General features: G+C 74.0%; 14 protein-coding genes. 8 read left to right on the top strand and 6 right to left on the bottom strand.

The genetic code is table 11. The features are described from left to right. Window positions 1-16: 16 nt before the first annotated feature. The 5 genes from ACZ7LS_RS19990 (at window position 17) to ACZ7LS_RS19970 (ending at window position 4,244) form a co-directional block, all read left to right on the top strand. Window positions 17-598, top strand: a complete 582-nt coding sequence (locus ACZ7LS_RS19990) for a pyridoxamine 5'-phosphate oxidase family protein (protein ID WP_382519943.1) — start codon at window positions 17-19, stop codon at window positions 596-598. Between the two features lie 154 nt (window positions 599-752). Beyond that, window positions 753-1,484, top strand: coding sequence for a L,D-transpeptidase family protein (locus ACZ7LS_RS19985; protein WP_385133093.1), 732 nt, complete (start codon window positions 753-755; stop codon window positions 1,482-1,484). 110 nt (window positions 1,485-1,594) lie between these two features. Continuing rightward, entirely contained in the window at window positions 1,595-2,962 is a 1,368-nt protein-coding gene (locus tag ACZ7LS_RS19980; RefSeq protein ID WP_385133166.1) for a ferredoxin reductase family protein, read from the top strand. A 17-nt stretch (window positions 2,963-2,979) separates the two neighbouring features. Further along, window positions 2,980-3,471, top strand: a complete 492-nt coding sequence (locus ACZ7LS_RS19975; protein WP_385133090.1) for an FMN-binding protein — start codon at window positions 2,980-2,982, stop codon at window positions 3,469-3,471. Then, window positions 3,471-4,244, top strand: a complete 774-nt coding sequence (locus ACZ7LS_RS19970) for an FAD:protein FMN transferase (RefSeq protein WP_382519948.1) — start codon at window positions 3,471-3,473, stop codon at window positions 4,242-4,244. Before ACZ7LS_RS19975 ends, ACZ7LS_RS19970 begins: the two co-directional genes overlap by 1 nt. An 87-nt stretch (window positions 4,245-4,331) precedes the next feature. Here the strand turns inward: ACZ7LS_RS19970 and ACZ7LS_RS19965 are convergent, their stop codons facing one another. The 6 genes from ACZ7LS_RS19965 to ACZ7LS_RS19940 all read right to left on the bottom strand — a co-directional run bounded on the left by ACZ7LS_RS19965 (window position 4,332) and on the right by ACZ7LS_RS19940 (window position 10,061). Then, a complete protein-coding gene (locus ACZ7LS_RS19965; protein WP_030355301.1) occupies window positions 4,332-4,868 on the bottom strand; it encodes an arginine repressor in 537 nt (178 codons plus the stop codon). A 14-nt stretch (window positions 4,869-4,882) separates the two neighbouring features. Next, on the bottom strand, window positions 4,883-6,076 hold the full coding sequence (locus tag ACZ7LS_RS19960; RefSeq protein WP_385133085.1) for an acetylornithine transaminase: 1,194 nt from the start codon (window positions 6,074-6,076) through the stop codon (window positions 4,883-4,885). Next, window positions 6,073-6,978, bottom strand: coding sequence for an acetylglutamate kinase (argB, locus tag ACZ7LS_RS19955; protein ID WP_382519951.1), 906 nt, complete (start codon window positions 6,976-6,978; stop codon window positions 6,073-6,075). The genes ACZ7LS_RS19960 and argB overlap by 4 nt, the downstream gene beginning before the upstream one ends. Further along, window positions 6,975-8,174, bottom strand: a complete 1,200-nt coding sequence (gene argJ, locus ACZ7LS_RS19950; protein ID WP_385133082.1) for a bifunctional glutamate N-acetyltransferase/amino-acid acetyltransferase ArgJ — start codon at window positions 8,172-8,174, stop codon at window positions 6,975-6,977. Before argJ ends, argB begins: the two co-directional genes overlap by 4 nt. Then, on the bottom strand, window positions 8,171-9,208 hold the full coding sequence (gene argC, locus ACZ7LS_RS19945) for an N-acetyl-gamma-glutamyl-phosphate reductase (protein ID WP_382519955.1): 1,038 nt from the start codon (window positions 9,206-9,208) through the stop codon (window positions 8,171-8,173). The genes argJ and argC overlap by 4 nt, the downstream gene beginning before the upstream one ends. 118 nt (window positions 9,209-9,326) lie before the next feature. Next, entirely contained in the window at window positions 9,327-10,061 is a 735-nt protein-coding gene (locus tag ACZ7LS_RS19940) for an ABC transporter ATP-binding protein (RefSeq protein WP_382519957.1), read from the bottom strand. A gap of 152 nt (window positions 10,062-10,213) precedes the next feature. Here ACZ7LS_RS19940 and ACZ7LS_RS19935 point away from each other — a divergent pair, with 152 nt between their 5' ends. Genes ACZ7LS_RS19935 through ACZ7LS_RS19925 form a run of 3 tightly spaced genes read left to right on the top strand, consistent with a single transcriptional unit; the run spans window position 10,214 to window position 17,453 of the window. Further along, complete coding sequence (locus ACZ7LS_RS19935) at window positions 10,214-13,573, top strand: FtsX-like permease family protein (RefSeq protein WP_385133163.1); 3,360 nt, start codon at window positions 10,214-10,216, stop codon at window positions 13,571-13,573. Continuing rightward, window positions 13,573-16,386, top strand: coding sequence for an ABC transporter permease (locus ACZ7LS_RS19930; RefSeq protein WP_385133078.1), 2,814 nt, complete (start codon window positions 13,573-13,575; stop codon window positions 16,384-16,386). Before ACZ7LS_RS19935 ends, ACZ7LS_RS19930 begins: the two co-directional genes overlap by 1 nt. Further along, entirely contained in the window at window positions 16,383-17,453 is a 1,071-nt protein-coding gene (locus tag ACZ7LS_RS19925; RefSeq protein WP_385133075.1) for an ABC transporter ATP-binding protein, read from the top strand. Before ACZ7LS_RS19930 ends, ACZ7LS_RS19925 begins: the two co-directional genes overlap by 4 nt. The last annotated feature ends 30 nt before the right edge of the window (window positions 17,454-17,483 follow it).

Below are 17,483 nucleotides of genomic sequence, written 5' to 3'. Positions count from 1 at the left end.
GCCGATAATCCAGCACATGGGTAAGCGCTACGAACGGATCGACGGCAGGATAAGGACCTTCATCGAGGAACAGCCCGTCTTCTTCACCGCCACCGCGCCGCTCGCGGCCGACGGGCATGTCAATCTCTCGCCCAAGGGGCGGGCCGGGACCCTCGTCGTGATCGACGAGCTGACCCTCGCCTATCTGGACTTCGGCGGCAGCGGCGCCGAGACCATCGCGCATCTGCGGGAGAACGGCCGCATCACGCTGATGTGGTGCGCGTTCACCGGACCGCCCAAGGTGCTGCGGGTGCACGGACGCGGGGAGCCGGTCTTCCGGGACGACCCGCGCTGGCGCGAGTACATCCGCCTCTTCGCGGACGCCGACGGGCCCGGCGCCCGCGCGATCATCGTGATCCGCGCCGAGCGGGTCAGTGACGCCTGCGGTTTCGCCGTCCCCTTCATGGAGTACCGCGAGGAGCGCACCCAGCACGCCGAGCACTTCGGCCGGAAGACGGACGAGGAGTTCGCCGCGTACTGCGCGAAGAAGGACCACGTCGGAGTGAGTGTGGACGGGCTGCCGGCGCTGCCGCTGCCGCTCCCGGCGCGCGCGGACTGACGGCCGGTGACCGGGCGGCCGGGCAGACGGGCAGACGGGCAGACGGGCAGACGGGCAGACGGAACGTCCGTACGGTGGTGGTGGCGGCGGTGGTCGTGCGCCGTTCGGAGCAGCGGAGAGGCCGGATCCCGGCCCGGCGGCATACGGTCCTGGCATGCGCATCGCTCTCGTACTCGGTTCCGTCCTGCTCACCGTCGGCTCGCTCACGGCCGCGTCCCCCGGGGCGCCCTCCGCCGATGTGCCGCTTCCCGAGCGCATGGCGGACACCGGTGGCGGCAGCCAGCTGATCACCGCCGAGGCCCCGGAGCGCGGGGCGACCACCGGCCGGGTGACCTGGTGGGACCGGCGCGGCACGCGGTGGGTGGCGGCCGGTTCCGTCAAGGCGCGCTTCGGGGCGGGCGGGCTGACCGAGGGCCGGTCGCGTACGCAGGGCACCTCGACCACCCCGACCGGGCTGTACGACCTGCCGTACGCGTTCGGCCTCGCGCCCGCGCCGCGCGGGCCCCGCGTCGGCTACCGCCCGGTCACGAAGGAGTCCTGGTGGTGCCAGGACAACGAGTCGCGCGCGTACAACCGCTGGGTGGAGGGACTGCCCTCGGACTGCCGGGCGGCGGAGTCCGAGCGTCTGGCCGACTACCCCTCCCAGTACCGCCTCGCTCTCGTGATCGGCTTCAACTACGACCAGCCGGTGCGCGGCCGGGGCGCCGGGATCTTCCTGCACGTCAACGGCGAGGGCGCGACCGCCGGCTGTGTCTCCGTACCGTCCGACGCGATGAGCGCCGTCCTGGCCTGGGCCGATCCCGGCCGCCGTCCGCATATCGCGATCGGCACGGCCGCGGGACCGACGGCGATCACCTCCGTGAGGGCCGCCGAGAGCGCCTCCTGACCGGCCCCCGGCAGGTGGCCCCGGCGGTTCTCCCCGCCTTCCGTTGAACCCTCCGCCGCTCACATCCGTATCGCCGGGCACGGAGGCAACGGAGGAGCAGTCCTGTGGCGATGTTGCACAACGGCCGGGCCGCCAGAAGGCAGACCCTGCGCGCGATCCGCCCGCGGCGGTCGGGCGCGCTGCCCGTGCTGGCGGCCTGCTGGGCGGGGGCGGCGGCCGTCCTGGCGCTGTGGTGGCAGAACACCCCGGTCGTCCATCTCGACGCGGCGGAGTGGCTGACCGGCGCGGGCCGGCTGACCGGGCTCCTCGGCGGATACGCCATCGCGGTCGTGGTGCTGCTGATGGCCCGGATCCCAACGCTGGAGCGGCGGGTGGGCTCCGACCGGGTGACGCGCTGGCACGCGAGGGCCGGACGGTACGCGGTCGGGCTGGTGCTCGCCCATGTCCTGCTGACCGTCTGGGGGTACGCGGTCCGGGCCCGCACCGGATTCGTCGAGCAGGGCACCGAGGTCGTCCTCACCTATCCGAGGATGGCCGAGGCGGCGATCGGAACCGTGGTCTTCCTGGTGATCGGCGGTGTCTCGGCGGGGGCGGTGCGCCGCCGGGTGCGCTACGAGACCTGGTACTACCTCCATCTGCTCACCTACGCCGCCGTCTATCTGACGTTCTGGCATCAGCTCGCCACCGGGGCCGAGTTCGTCGGGAACGCGACGGCCCGCACCGTCTGGTACGTGCTGTACGGCACGGCGGGCGCGCTGCTGGTCCGGTACCGCGTACTGGCCCCGGTCCAGCTCAACCGGCGGCACCGGATGCGGGTCGAGAGGACCGTCTACGAGTCGCCCGGCGTGGTCTCCGTACTGATCACCGGCCGGCGGCTGCACCGGCTCGGCGCGCAGCCGGGCCAGTTCTTCCGCTGGCGGTTCCTCACGGACGGGCTGCGCTGGAGCTCCAATCCGTACTCCCTGTCGGCGGCGCCCCGGCCCGATCTGCTGCGCATCACCGTCAGGGCGAACGGCGGGCACAGCGCGGCCCTGGCCCGGCTGGAGCCGGGCACCCGGGTCTGGGCGGAGGGCCCGTACGGCGCCCTGACGGCGGCCCGGCGCAGCAGGGAGAAGGTGCTGATGATCGCGGGCGGCGCCGGTATCACCCCGATGCGGGCGCTGTTCGAGACGCTGCCCGGCGGACCCGGTGATCTGACGCTGCTCTACCGGGCGGGCAAGACCGAGGACCTGGCGCTCTGGGCGGAGCTGCGGGAGATCGCGTCGGCGCGCGGCGCGCGGCTGCTGTACGCGGTCAACGGGCCGGACGGTGTCCGGCCGGAGATCACCCCGCGGCGGCTGCGGGAGCTGCTGCCGGACATCGGGGACCACGATGTCTATCTCTGCGGGCCGGCCGGGCTCGCCCATCAGTCGTACGAGGCACTGCGCGAGGCGGGCGTGCCCACCCGCCGTATCCATCACGAGTCCTTCGAAATGTGAGGCAGCCGATGAAACCGATGGCCACGCGGCATCCGCTCCGGCGGACCTTGATCGGTGTCGCCGCGACCGTGTCGGGCGTTGTCCTGCTGCTGGCGCTGAAGCAGCCCGGCGGGTCGCCGGTGGCGGCGGGTACGGGTGCGGGTGCCGGAGTGGGCGCGGCGGGGGCCGGTAGCGGGGTGTCCGCCTCGGCGGGCGCCGCCGGCCCCGGGGGCGGAGAGTCCGCCGCCGGCGGCTCGCGGGCCGTGGCCGGGGACGCCGTGGACACCCGGTACGGGCCCGTCCAGGTCAGGATCACCCTGGACGGCTCCACGATCACCGGCGCCGAGGCGGTCCAGGCTCCCGGCGCCGACGCGCGCAGCCGGTCGGTCACCGCCGACGCCGTCCCCCGGCTCAACCAGGCGGCCGTCGCCGCCCAGAACGCCGGGATCGACGCCGTCTCCGGAGCCAGCTACACCAGCCAGGGCTACCGGGACTCCCTGCAGAGCGCGCTCGACAAGGCGGGGGTCTGATGTCGCACGGCACCGCCCGGCTGCGCCATGTCGAGGAGTCGATGGGCACGGTCTTCTCGTTCGACATCCGCGGGGTACGGGACGAGCCCCGGGTCCGCGCCGGACTGCACGCGGCCGTGGCCTCGCTGCACCGCGCCGACGAACTGTTCTCGGCCTTCCGGCCCGACAGCCAGATCCTGCGCCTGGGCCGGGGAGAGCTGGCCCTGTCCGCGTGCGCGCGGGAGGTCGCCGAGGTCCTGGAGCTGTGCGCGGCGGCGGAGCGGGAGAGCGGGGGGTGGTTCACCTCCCGCTACGCGGGCGGTCTCGATCCGACGGGGCTGGTGAAGGGGTGGGCGGTGGAACGCGCGGTACGGATGATCGCCTCGTCCGGGGCAGGTTCTGTGTGTCTCAACGGCGGCGGGGACATCCAACTGCTCGGCGGACCCTGGCGGGTGGGGATCTCCGACCCGCTGCGCCCCGGCGGGCTGGCCACGGTGATCGAGACCGGGGAGGGGCTGGGGGTGGCCACCTCGGGGCCCGCCGAGCGCGGCTGCCATGTCATCGATCCGTACACGGGCCGGCCGCCGGTCGGCGGGCTCGCGTCGGTCACCGTGGTCTGCCCGGAGGGGCTGACCGCGGCCGACACCCGTGCGACGGCCGCGTACGCGATGGGCGCGCGGGCGCGCGGCTGGCTGGAGGGGCTGCCGGGCACCGAGGGCTTCGCCGTGCTGCCCGACGGCCGTACGTGGACGACGAGCGGCTTCCACCGTTATGTCGCCAAGGTCAGCGCCTGAAGCACCCGGGGCACCGGACGTGCCTGAGGCTCCCGCACGGCCCCGGGCCCGGTGCGCGGGGGTTCCGGGCCAAGAACCCCCGCGCTCTCAGCGGTCGTTCTGGGCCAGCTTCAGCAGATGGTCGGCGAGCGCCTGGCCGCCCGCCGGGTCGCGGCTGATCAGCATCAGGGTGTCGTCCCCCGCGATGGTGCCCAGGATATCGCTCAACTCCGCCTGGTCGATGGCCGAGGCGAGGAACTGGGCCGCGCCCGGCGGCGTGCGCAGCACGACGAGATTGGCCGACGCCTCGGCGGAGATGAGCAGTTCACCGGCGAGCCGGCGCATCCGCTCCTCCTTCGCCGACTCCCCGAGCGGGGCGTGCGGGGTACGGAAGCCGCCCTCGCTCGGGACCGCGTAGATCAGCTCACCGCCGGTGTTGCGGATCTTGACCGCGCCCAGTTCGTCCAGGTCCCGGGAGAGCGTCGCCTGGGTGACGCTCAGCCCGTCGTCCGCGAGCACCTTCGCCAGCTGGCTCTGGGAGCGCACCGGCTGCCGGTTGAGGATGTCGACGATCCTGCGGTGGCGGGCGGTTCTGGTCTGCGGTACGGACTGCCCGCCGTGCTCGGTGTCCTGGGCCTCGGTCATCGTCGTCTCGTTTCTCAGGATCGTCCGTCCCCGCCGGCTGTGCCGAGAACGCCGGGCAGCGCGCTCAGGAACGCGTCCACCTCGGTGTCGCCGATGATCAGCGGGGGCATCAGCCGTACGACGTCCGGAGCGGGCACGTTCACGAGGAACCCGGCACTCTGAGCCGCCTGTTGCACCTGGGGCGCGAGTGGCTCGGTGAGCACGATACCCAGGAGCAGGCCCGAGCCGCGGACATGGGAGACCAGCGGATGGCCGAGACCCTCGATGCCGTTCCGCAGTTTCTCGCCGAGCCGCTTCACCTGGTCCAGGAGTCCGCCGGCGGCGAGTGTGTCGAGTACGGCGAGTCCGGCGGCGCAGGCGACCGGGTTGCCGCCGAACGTCGTGCCGTGCTGACCGGGCCTGAGCAGCTCGGCCGCCTCCCCGAAGGCGACGGCCGCGCCGAGCGGCAGACCGCCGCCGAGCCCCTTGGCGAGGGTGACGACATCGGGCTCGACGCCCTGGTGCGCCTGGTACTCGAACCAGTGGCCCGTCCTGCCGACGCCGGTCTGGACCTCGTCCAGGACCAGCAGGGTGCCGGTGGCGCGGGTGATCTCCCTGGCCGCCTCCAGATAGCCCTTGGGCGGGACGACCACGCCGTTCTCGCCCTGGATCGGCTCGATGATCACGAGGGCCGTCTCTTCGGTGACCGCGGCGCGCAGCGCCTCGGCGTCCCCGTACGGGACATGGGTGACGTCACCGGGCAGCGGCCGGAAGGGCTCCTGCTTCGCGGGCTGGCCGGTGAGGGCCAGCGCGCCCATCGTGCGGCCGTGGAAGCCGCCGTCGGTGGCGACCATGTGCGGACGGCCCGTCAGCCGGCCGATCTTGAAGGCCGCTTCGTTGGCCTCCGCGCCGGAGTTGCAGAAGAAGACCCGGCCGGGGCGGCCGAAGAGCTGGATCAGGCGCTCGGCGAGCGTGACCGGCGGCTCGGCGATGTAGAGGTTGGAGACATGGCCGAGGGAGGCGATCTGACGGGAGACGGCCTCGACGACGGCGGGGTGCGCGTGGCCGAGGGCGTTGACCGCGATGCCGCCGACGAAGTCGGTGTACGCGACGCCGTCCGCGTCCCGGACCGTGGCTCCCTCTCCGTGGACGAGAGACAGCTTCGGCGTGCCGTAGTTGTCCGCCATGACGCTCCGCCAGCGCTGCGCGAGGTCCTCGTTGCCGGTCACTTCGTAGCCCCTTCCTGTCCGTCGGGCACGACCATCGTGCCGATGCCCTCGTCGGTGAAGATCTCCAGCAGGATCGAGTGCGGCACCCGGCCGTCCAGGACGCGCGCGGTCGTGACGCCGTTGCGTACGGCGTACAGACAGCCCTCCATCTTCGGCACCATGCCGCTGGACAGCTCGGGCAGCAGCTTCTCCAGTTCGGTGGCCGTGAGCCGGCTGATCACGTCGTCGCTGTTCGGCCAGTCCTCGTACAACCCCTCGACGTCGGTGAGGACCATCAGCGTCTCGGCACCCAGCGCCGCGGCGAGCGCGGCGGCGGCGGTGTCGGCGTTGACGTTGTAGACATGGCCGTCGTCGGCGCTGCGCGCGATGGAGGAGATGACCGGGATCCGGCCGTCCGCCAGCAGCGCTTCGATGGCGCCCGGGTTGATCGCGGTGATCTCGCCGACCCGGCCGATGTCGACCAGCTCGCCGTCGATCCGCGGCCGGTGCCGGGTCGCGGAGATGGTGTGCGCGTCCTCGCCGGTCATCCCGACGGCGAGCGGGCCGTGCTGGTTGAGCAGGCCGACCAGCTCGCGCTGGACCTGCCCGGCCAGGACCATCCGTACGACGTCCATCGCCTCGGGCGTGGTGACCCGGAGGCCGGCCTTGAACTCGCTGACCAGACCGTGCCGGTCGAGCTGGGCGCTGATCTGCGGACCGCCGCCGTGCACGACGACCGGCTTGAGGCCGGCCTGCCGCAGGAAGACGACGTCCTGCGCGAAGGCGGCCTTCAGGTCCTCGTCGATCATGGCGTTGCCGCCGAACTTGATGACGACGGTCTTCTCGTTGTGCCGGGTGAGCCAGGGCAGCGCCTCGATGAGGATCTGCGCCTTGGGCAGCGCGGTGTGCTTACGCGCGGTCATGAGCTGTACGCGCTGTTCTCGTGGACGTACTCGGCGGTGAGGTCGTTGGCCCAGATGACCGCGGAGTCCGTGCCCGCGGCCAGGTCGGCGGTGATCCGCACCTCGCGGTACCGCATGTCGACGAGGTCGCGGTCCTCTCCGACGGAGCCGTTCTCGCAGACCCAGACGTCGTTGATGGCGACATTGAGCCGGTCGGGCTCGAAGACGGCGCCGGTGGTGCCGATGGCGGAGAGCACCCGGCCCCAGTTGGGGTCCTCGCCGTGGATGGCGCACTTGAGGAGGTTGTTGCGGGCGATGGAGCGGCCCACCTCGACGGCGTCGTCCTCGGTCGCGGCGTTGATCACCTCGATGCGGATGTCCTTGGAGGCGCCCTCGGCGTCGCCGATCAGCTGGCGCGCCAGATCGGCGCAGACCGTACGGACGGCCTCGGCGAACTCCTCCTGGCCGGGCGTCACGCCGGACGCGCCGGAGGCGAGCAGCAGCACGGTGTCGTTGGTGGACATGCAGCCGTCGGAGTCGACGCGGTCGAAGGTGGTACGGGTGGCGGCGCGCAGCGCGGTGTCCAGGCCGGGCGTCTCGACGTCGGCGTCGGTGGTGAGGACGACGAGCATGGTGGCGAGGCCGGGGGCGAGCATGCCCGCGCCCTTGGCCATGCCGCCGACCGTCCAGCCGTCCGCCTGGACCACCGCGGTCTTGTGGACCGTGTCGGTGGTCTTGATGGCGATGGCGGCCTTCTCGCCGCCGTGCGCGGAGAGTTCGGTGGCGGCCTTCTCGACGCCGGGGAGCAGCTTGTCCATGGGGAGCGGCAGGCCGATCAGCCCGGTGGAGGCGACGGCGATCTCACCGGCGCTGTGGCCGTCCGTGCCCCGCCCCCGCGCGCCGCCGCCGTCCGCGCCGTACCCGCTGAGGACCTCGGCGGCCTTCTCGGCGGTGGCATGGGTGTCCTGGAAGCCCTTCGGCCCCGTACAGGCGTTGGCGCCGCCGGAGTTGAGCACCACGGCGGTCACCGCGCCGCCCTTGAGGACCTGCTCGGACCAGAGGACGGGAGCGGCCTTGACACGGTTGGAGGTGAAGACGCCCGCGGCGGCGCGGCGCGGACCGTTGTTGACCACGAGGGCCAGGTCCGGGCCGCCGTTCTCCTTGATTCCGGCGGCGATGCCCGCTGCCGTGAACCCCTTCGCTGCGGTGACGCTCAAGGTGCCACTCCGATCGTGGAAAGTCCGGTGTCCTCGGGGAGTCCGAGGGCGATGTTCATGCTCTGCACGGCGCCGCCGGCGGTGCCCTTGGTGAGGTTGTCGATGGCGCTGATCGCGATGATGCGGCCCGCGGACTCGTCGTACGCGACCTGGATCTGTACGGCGTTGGAACCGTAGACGGACGCCGTGGCGGGCCACTGCCCCTCCGGGAGCAGCCGGACGAAGGGCTCGTCCGCGAGGGCCTTCTCGTACGCGGCCCTGACCTCCTGCGCCGTGGTGCCGGGCCTCGCCCTGGCGGAGCAGGTGGCGAGGATGCCGCGGGGCATGGGGGCGAGGGTGGGTGTGAAGGAGACGGTGACGCGCTCCCCCGCGGCCTCGCTCAGGTTCTGGATCATCTCGGGGGTGTGCCGGTGGCCGCCGCCGACGCCGTACGGGCTCATGGAGCCCATGACCTCGGAGCCGAGCAGATGCGGCTTGGCCGCCTTGCCCGCGCCCGAGGTCCCGGACGCGGCGGTGATCACGGCCTCGGGCTCGGCCAGCCCCGCCGCGTACGCCGGGAAGAGCGCGAGCGAGACGGCGGTGGGATAGCAGCCGGGCACCGCGACGCGCTTGGACCCCTCCAGCGCGGCGCGGGCGCCCGGCAGCTCGGGAAGGCCGTACGGCCAGGTCCCGGCATGTGCGGACCCGTAGAACCGCTCCCAGTCGGCCGCGTCCTTCAGCCGGAAGTCGGCGCCCATGTCGATGACGAGCACCTCGTCGCCGAGCCGCTCGGCGACGGCCGCGGACTGGCCGTGCGGCAGCGCGAGGAAGACGACCTCATGGCCGGCGAGCACCTCGGTCGTGGTCTCCGCGAGCACCCGGTCGGCCAGCGGCAGCAGATGCGGCTGGAGCGCGCCCAGTCGCGTGCCCGCGTTGGAGTTGCCGGTGAGGGCTCCGATCTCGATCCCGGGGTGGCCGAGAAGCAGACGGAGCAGTTCCCCGCCCGCGTACCCACTGGCTCCCGCCACCGCGGCGCGCACCGAACGTACAGCCATCGAAAAACCCTCCTCAGCGATGGCATGACTATACGTTTCTCCGCAGCTTTATGCAATGACTGATCATGAGGGCGCCGACGCCGTCCGTCGTGACTTCCGGCTCGGGCCCCGTCGGGTCTCAGGGTTCGATGATCTCGCCGTCGCTCAGCTCCACCACCCGGTCGGCCAGGCCGAGCAGCTGGGGGTCGTGCGTGGCGACGAGCGCGGCGACGCCCTCGCTGTGCACCACGGTGCGCAGCAGTTCCATCACCGCGAGGCCGGTCCGGGCGTCCAGCTGTCCCGTCGGTTCGTCCGCGATCAGCAGCGCGGGCCGGTTGGCGAGGGCGCGGGCGATGGCGACGCGCTGCTGCTGGCCGCCGGAGAGTTCGCCGGGACGCTGCGCCGCGTGATCGGTGAGGCCCACGAGCGAGAGCAGCAGCGCCACTCGCTCCTCGCGTTCCCGCGGATCGGCCTTGCGCAGCCGCAGCGGTACGCCCACGTTCTCCGCCGCGCTGAGGATGGGGATCAGGCCGAAGGACTGGAAGATGAAGCCGACGCGGTCGCGGCGCAGTTCCAGCAGCCCGGTCTCGCCCAGCGTGGCGAGGTCGGTGCCGTCGATGACGACCCGTCCGCGGTCCGGGGAGTCCAGACCGCCGACCAGGTTGAGCAGCGTGGTCTTGCCGGCGCCGGAACGGCCCTTGAGGGCGACCAGTTCACCGCGCGCGACGTCGAGGGAGGCACCGCGCAGGGCATGGACGGCCGCGGGACCTGTGCCGTATGAACGGTGCACGTCCTCGGCCCTGACCATGGGCCCGCCGGACCGTTCGGCCAGGACGGCGGCGGCGCCGGCCCGGGTGCTGCTGTGCTGCGTCATTGATGCGCCCCCCGTGCGTGATCGGTCCGGTCACAGTATGTGCGGACATCAGCCGAGCGGGCAACGACGACGAACTTCTTTTCGATTGAGTGCTGTTTCCTGATACAAAGCCATATCGACTGGCGTTGACCGGGGAGCGGGCGGGGGAACGGGTGGCGGGCTTCATATTTCTGCGCGCGGCGGGGCACCGGCTGCTCCTGGTGGCCGCGCTGCTCGCGGTGGTGCTGACCACCTGCGTGCTCGCCGCCCTGACATCGTTTTCCGGTTCGCTCGCGGACACGGCGCTGCGGGAGACACTGCGCGGCCGGGGCGCCGCCTCCGCCGTGCTCGCCATCAGAGCGGACGTGCCGCCGGAACGGGGCGACGCCGCCCAGGAGGCGGCGGTCCGGGGCGCGCGGCGGGCCTTCGACGGACTGCCCGTGACACTGCGGAAGCTGGAGCGCTCGGGAACGTACGCGCTCCCCGCGTCGCTCCGGGCGTCCGGCGCCCCGGAGGACAAGCCCGACCTGACCCACTTCGCCGCGCTGGACCGTTCCCGGCTCACCCTGGTGTCGGGCGCGTGGCCGGACGCCGGAGGGGAAGGCGCCCACGGCGACCTGCCCGTCGCCCTGCCCGAAGTCGCCGCCACGCAGCTGAAGTTGCGCGCGGGAGAGCGCGTCGCGCTCACCGACCGGCTGGCCGGCACGCGGCTGACCGTGCGCGTGACCGGCGTCTACAAGGCGACCGACCCCCTCGATCCGTACTGGCAGCTGGACACGCTCGGCGGCCGCGGCGTCCGTGACGTCGACTTCACCACCTACGGTCCGCTGCTCACGGACCCGGCCGTCCTCGCCTCCGGTCCCGTCTCCCCAGGAGACAGCGCCTGGCTGGCCACCGCCGACTTCCGGAGCCTCACCACCGACCGGATCGGCGCGCTGCGGACCACGTCCGCGCGCGCCCCCGCGCTCCTGCGCGCGGAGCCGGCGCTCGGGGACAACGCGACCGTGACCACCGCGCTGCCGTCCCTGCTGGACCGGACCGAGCGGGCGCTGCTGGTGTCCCGCTCCACGCTGCTGATCGTCGCTCTGCAACTGCTCCTGCTGGCCGGGTACGCGCTGCTGCTGGTCGCCCGGGTCCTCGGCGCCGAACGGGCGGGCGAGACCGCTCTGCTGCGGGCGCGCGGTGCCTCGCGCGGCCGGCTCGCCGCTCTCGCCGTGGTGGAGGCACTCCTCCTCGCGGCTCCGGCGGCCCTCTGCGCCCCGCTGCTGTCGGGCCCGCTGACCGGCCTGCTGATACGGCGCTCCGCGCTGGACGACGGCGCCGGCCGGCCGTTCGGCGACCTCGCGGCCGGGCCGGTGTGGCTCGTCTCGGCGGCGGTCGCCGTCTGCTGTGCGGCGGCGGTCGTGTCGCCCGCGCTGGCGGCGACATCCGGCGGGTCGCGGCGTGGCCGCGCCGCCGCGCTGCCCGGTTCCGTACGCGCCGGGGCGGACATCGGGCTGCTGCTGATCGCGGCGGTGGCCTACTGGCAGCTGGACCAGCAGACCCGGACGTCCGGCAGCGGAGCGCTCAGCGGCGACCGCGAGGGCGTGCTGGGCGTCGACCCGCTGATGGTCATGGCGCCCGCGCTGGCGCTGCTCGCCGGCACCGTGCTCACCCTGCGGCTGCTGCCTCCCGCGGCGCGGCTCGCGGAGCGGCGGGCCGCGAGCGGCCGTGGTCTGCCGGCCGCGCTGGCGGGCTGGCATTTCAGCCGCGGCGCGCTGCGCGGCGCCGGGCCCGTGCTGCTGCTGGTGCTGGCGGTGGCGATGGGCATGCTCGCGATCGGCCAGAGCGCGTCGTGGGACAGGTCCCAGCGCGACCAGGCCGACTTCGGCACGGGTGCTTCGGTACGGGTGCTCGACAACAGGCCCGCCGGTCCCGGTCAGGCCGGTCTGTACGCGTCGCTGCCGGGGGTACGGCAGGCCGCGCCCGCGCACCGTGCCGTCACGGATCTGTCAGGCGGCCGTACGGCTACGGTGCTCGCGCTGGACACGGCGCACGCCGACGAGCGGTTGCTGATGCGCGGCGATCTCGCCGATGAGCCGCCACAGGACCTGCTGCGGGCGGCCGCGCCGGCGAAGTCCCCGCCGCGGGCCGTGGTGCCGCTGCCCGACGGCACTCGCCGGCTCGCGCTCGATGTGCGTATCGCGCGTGCGGAGGCGGCGCCGGGCCGGGCCTCCGGGTTCACGCCCGTGCTCCAGGTCCTGGTCGAGGACCGTTACGGCATTCCCTACCGGCTCGGCGCCGGGACGGTGCCCGTCGACGGCCGCGCCCACCGGGTCGTCGTCGATCTCGGCGTGACCGCGTCGGGCACGGGCGGCGCCCCCGCGGGACCGCTCGGCGTGACCGGGTTCCAGCTCGGCGGGGAGGCCCCGGCCAAGGGATCCGAGCGGCACCGGCTGACCGTCGAACGGCTGCTGGCCACGGGCCCCGGAGACGCCGAACGCCCCGTGTCCGTAACGGACGAGGTGCGCTGGCGGGGCAGCGCGAGCCTGACGGAGAACGGCGAGGAGGGCGCGCCCGTCGCCCTCAGCCCGGCCGCGTCACCGACCGCGCCGCTGACCGTCTCGTACGGCACCGGGAGTGTGGGCGAGAGCGGCGGCCATCTCTCCGTACGGCTCGACCTCGCACGCCCCTCCGCCCAGAAGCGGATCCCGGCCGTCGCCACGGACGGCTTCCTGCGCGCGTCGGGGGCCGGGCTCGGCGAGAGCGTCGACCTGACGCTGGCCGGGGAGCAGCTCCGGGTGACGATCGTGAAGGCCGTACGGGAACTGCCGACGACCGGACGAGCGGCGGCCCCGGGGCCCGGGAGCGACACCGGATCCGCGACCGCCGAGGAGGAGAGCGGGGCGGCGGACGGCGGTGCGCTGCTCCTCGATCTGCGGGCCGTCAACGCGGTGCTGGCGGACCGCGCGAGCGGCGCTCTCGCCCCCAACGAGTGGTGGCTGAGCACCGCCCCCGGCGCGTCCGCTGACGTGGCGTCGGCGCTGCGGGCCCGCCCGGACAGCACGCCGGGCCAGGTGCTCGTACGCGACGAGGTCGCGGCCGGCCTGTCGGACGACCCGCTCGGCAGCGGGCCCCGCTCGGCGCTGATGGCCGTCGCGGTGGCAGCCGCCGCGCTCGCCGCGGTGGGTTTCGCGGTGAGCGCCGTCGGTTCGCTGCGGGAGCAGTCCGCCGAACTCTCCGTCCTGCGTGCCCTCGGGGCGTCGCGGCGGAGTCTCGCCCGGCTGGTCGCGACGAAGCAGGGGCTGCTGATCGGTATCGGGCTGTTCGCGGGCGCGCTGCTCGGGACGCTGCTGACGCGGGCCGTGGTGCCGCTGGTCGTCCTGACCTCGGAGGCCGCCCAGCCGGTCCCCCGGGTGCTCGTGGAGCTGCCGGTCTCGCAGGTGGCCCTGTTCCTCGCGGGCGTCGCCGCCGTTCCGCTGCTGATCACCGCGGCCATCGCCGCCCGGCGCGCCGATCCCGCCGGCTCGCTTCGCCACCAGGGGGACAACTGATGACACGCGGGCCGGTCGACGCACCCACGCAGCACGCGGAACCGACGAGACACGCGGAACGCGCCGGGCGCGTGGTCGCGCCCTGGGTGCGCACGCGGTTGCGGACAGCGCCCGGGGCGGCCGTGGCCTTCGGCCTGCTCGTGCTGATCACGGCGTTCCTCGCCGCCGCGCTCCCCCGGGCCGTCGACGCCTATGAGACGGAGGGGCTGCGGCGGGAGATCGCCGGCGCGCCCCCGGGCGCGACGGTGCTGGAGCTGACCGCGCCCCAGCCGGGACTGGAGATTCCGCGGCCCGCCCGCGAGGAGGAGATGCGGCCCGCCGCGCTCTCGGCCGTCCAGCGCGCGGCGCGGGCGGGTCTGCCCGCGCCGCTGCGGGCGGACGCGGCGGAGTCGGCGTACGGGGTACGGACCGCGGCGGGTCTGGCCGGGCAGGACACCTGGCTGCCGCGTCCCGATGGGGTCGCGCCCAATTTCACCCTGGCCGCGCAGTCGGGACTGGCCGCGCACGCGACCGTGCGCGAAGGGCGGCTGCCCGCCACCGACGGGCGGGTGACGGCGGGGACGAAGGAGCTGGAGGCCGCGGCGACGGCGGAGACCGCCCGCACCATGCGTCTGCGGGTCGGCTCGGTGATCCGCCTGAGCGACGACACCGGCTCCACGGGGCTGACCGTACGGATCTCCGGGATCGTCGAACCCCGCGATCCGGGAGGCGGTTACTGGTCCGTCGAGCCGGTCCTGCGCACCCCCGGGCTGACCGCCCTGCCGAGCAACCCGCCGCAGTACCGCTGGGAGGCGGGCCTCCTGCTGGCGCCCGACGCCGGGCCCGCCCTCCTCGGCACGCAGTCGGCGCCGGAGAAGTACTGGCGCCTCGCGCCCGCCACCGCGGGGCTGACGGCGCAGGACACGCCGGCGCTCCTCCAGCGGATCGCCTCCCTCGAAGGCGGGCCCGGACTGCTGGAGATGCGTGAGATCGCCGGCGGCAACGCCGTCCTCAGCACCGGTCTTGAGACGGTGATCGGCTCGCATGTCGCGACACGTGAGGTGATCACCCGCATCGTCGTCGTCGCGGCCTTCGGCATCGGCTCCGTCGCCGCCGTCGTCCTCGCGATGGCCGGTGGCCTGATCGCCGCGCGCCGCACCGACGAGCTGGCCCTGCTGCGCTCCCGGGGCGGCTCCCTGCGCGGCATCGGCGGCCGGCTCCTCGCCGAGACCGCCGTGATCGCGCTGCCCGCGTCAGGGGCCGGTCTGCTGCTGGCCCTGGTCGCGGTGGACGGGGCGCGTCCACTGCCCGCCGTGTACGGGGCGAGCGCGGTGGCGCTGCTCGCCTGCCTCACCCTGCCGGCGCGGGCCGTCGTCCAGCACCGGCGGCCGCGGGCCCACGGCGGCCGCGACGACCTCGCCCACGCCAGGCCGGGCAGACGGCGGACCGTCGCCGAACTCACCCTGCTGGTCATCGCCGTCGCCTCGGTGGTGACCCTGCGCCGGCGCGGCATCTCGGGGGCCGGTGACCTCCTGGTGAGCGCGGCCCCGGTGCTCGTCGCGCTGATCGCCGCGCTGGTGCTGATACGGCTGTATCCGCTGCCCCTGCGCTGGGCGGCCCGTCCTGCCGCGCGGCTGCGCGGCGCGATCGGTTTCCTGTCGCTGGCCCGCGCGGGGCGCTCGTCGGTGACGGGCACGCTGCCGCTGCTGGCCCTGCTCATCGCGCTGACGACAGCCGCGTTCGGTGGCTCCGTACTGTCCGGCGTCACGGAGGCACGGGACCGGGCCGCGCTGCTGGCGGTCGGCGCCGACGCCCGGGTGGCGACCTCCGGCGACGTCATGCCCCTGCCGCCGGAGGCGGAACGGGCGGCGCGGAACGTACCAGGCGTACGGGACACGACGGCCGTACGCGTCGAGTGGTCGGCGGAGTCGGCGCCCGGCGAGGGCGGCGGCACCGCGCGGCGCAAGCCGCTCACCCTCATCGGGGTCGAGCCGGAGTCGTACACGCGGCTGGCCCGGCAGCTGGGCTTCGAGGCGTTCCCCGCCGACGCGCTGAAGAGCACGGACGGGGTGTTCGACGCCGTCGCCTCACCGGGTCTCGCCGCGCGGCTCGGTACCGCACCGCGCCGGATCACCTCGCCGGCCGGAGAGGTCACCGTACGGATCGCCGCCGTACGGCCCCATACGCCCGCCGCCCCCCGCTCCGAGTTCCTGCTGGTCGACCGTGCGGCCCTGAAGCACGCCGAACCGACGACGCTGCTGGCCACGGGCGAGGGGATGGACGCGTCGGCGCTGCGGGCCGCGTTCAGGACAGGCCCCGGACAGGAGATCGAGGTGTCGCTACGGAGCGAGGAACGCGCGGCACTCACCGGTTCACCGCTCCAGTCGGGCGCCGAGCGGATCTACGCCATCGCGGTCGCCGCGGGCGCGGCCTACGCCCTCTTCGCCCTGCTGCTCTCGCTGCTGCGATCGGCGCCGGAACGGGCCGCGCTGCTCGCCAGGCTGCGCACCATGGGCCTGACGCCCCGTCAGAGCCGTCAGCTGCTCGGCCTTGAGGCCCTGCCCCAGGCGCTGCTCGCCGCCGGGGGCGGGATCCTCGTCGCCTGGGCCACCATCCAGTTGCTCGCTCCCGGCGTCGACCTGGCCCGACTCGCGCTGAGCGCCGCTTCCGGCCTCACGCCCGCGGGCGGCGTGTCGCTGCGTACCGACGTGTGGACGCTCGCGCTGCCCGCGGCCGGCGTGGTCGCGCTGACGGGGGCCGTGGCCCTCGGCCAGGCCTGGTGGGCGGGGCGGCGCGGATCGATCACCGAACTCAGAGCAGGAGACTCGCGATGACCGACACGACGACCGATCCGGCGGCCGGAACCCCGGGCGCCCGGCCGACCCTCGCGGAGCTGGAGCGGCGCGCCGCCGCGCGCGGTGACCGTCCCTCGTACGGTCATGACGCGCTGATCGCCTGCGACCGGGTGGTGCGTATCTTCACCACGGACGGGGTGGAGGTGCAGGCGCTCCAGGGGCTCGACCTCACCGTCCAGGAGGGCGAGCTGATGGCCCTGGTCGGCGCTTCCGGCAGCGGCAAGTCGACGCTGATGAACATCCTCGCGGGCCTGGACGTCCCCACGGCGGGCGCGGCCAGGGTCGCGGGCCGTGATCTGCTCACGATGGACGCCGGGGCCCGGCTGGACTACCGCCGTCATGTGGTCGGTTTCGTCTGGCAGCAGACGGCCCGCAATCTCCTCCCCTACCTGACGGCGGCCCAGAATGTCGCGCTGCCGATGCAACTGCGGGGACGCGGCGGCCGGGGAGGTACGAAACGGAAGGCCGAGCGGGCGACGGAGCTGCTGGCGATGCTGGGGGTGGCCGAGTGCGGCGACCGCCGGCCGCACCAGCTGTCGGGTGGACAGCAGCAGCGCGTCGCGATCGCCGTCGCCCTCGCCAACGCCCCCGCCGTCCTGCTCGCCGACGAACCGACCGGCGAGCTGGACTCGGCGACGGGCGAACAGGTCTTCGCGGCGTTCCGCCGGGCCAACGAGGAGCTGGGCACGACGATCGTGATCGTCACCCACGACCAGGCCGTCGCCGACGAGGTGCGTCGTACGGTCGCGATCCGTGACGGCCGCACGTCGTCGGAGGTCCTGCGCCGTACGGAGATCGACGCGGAGGGCCGGGAGTCGGTGGTGGCCCGGGAGTACGCGATGCTGGACCGGGCCGGACGGCTCCAGCTGCCCGCGGAGTACGCCACGGCACTCGGCATGGAGCACCGCGTGATGCTGGAGCTGGAACAGGACCACATCGGGGTCTGGCCCGACGACGCGGCCGGGAAGGACACGGGCGGGAAAGACACGGCGGGGAAGGACGGGGCCGGGAAAGACGGGGCCGGGAAGGACGCGGGCCGGAAATAGGCCCCCGGGAGCGGCGGGGCACACGCACGG

It is taken from the genome of Streptomyces sp. NPDC039430 (genome assembly GCF_055639435.1).
The sequence above is the reverse complement of the archived record's forward strand: the minus strand, read 5'-3'. Positions and strand labels throughout refer to the sequence as shown.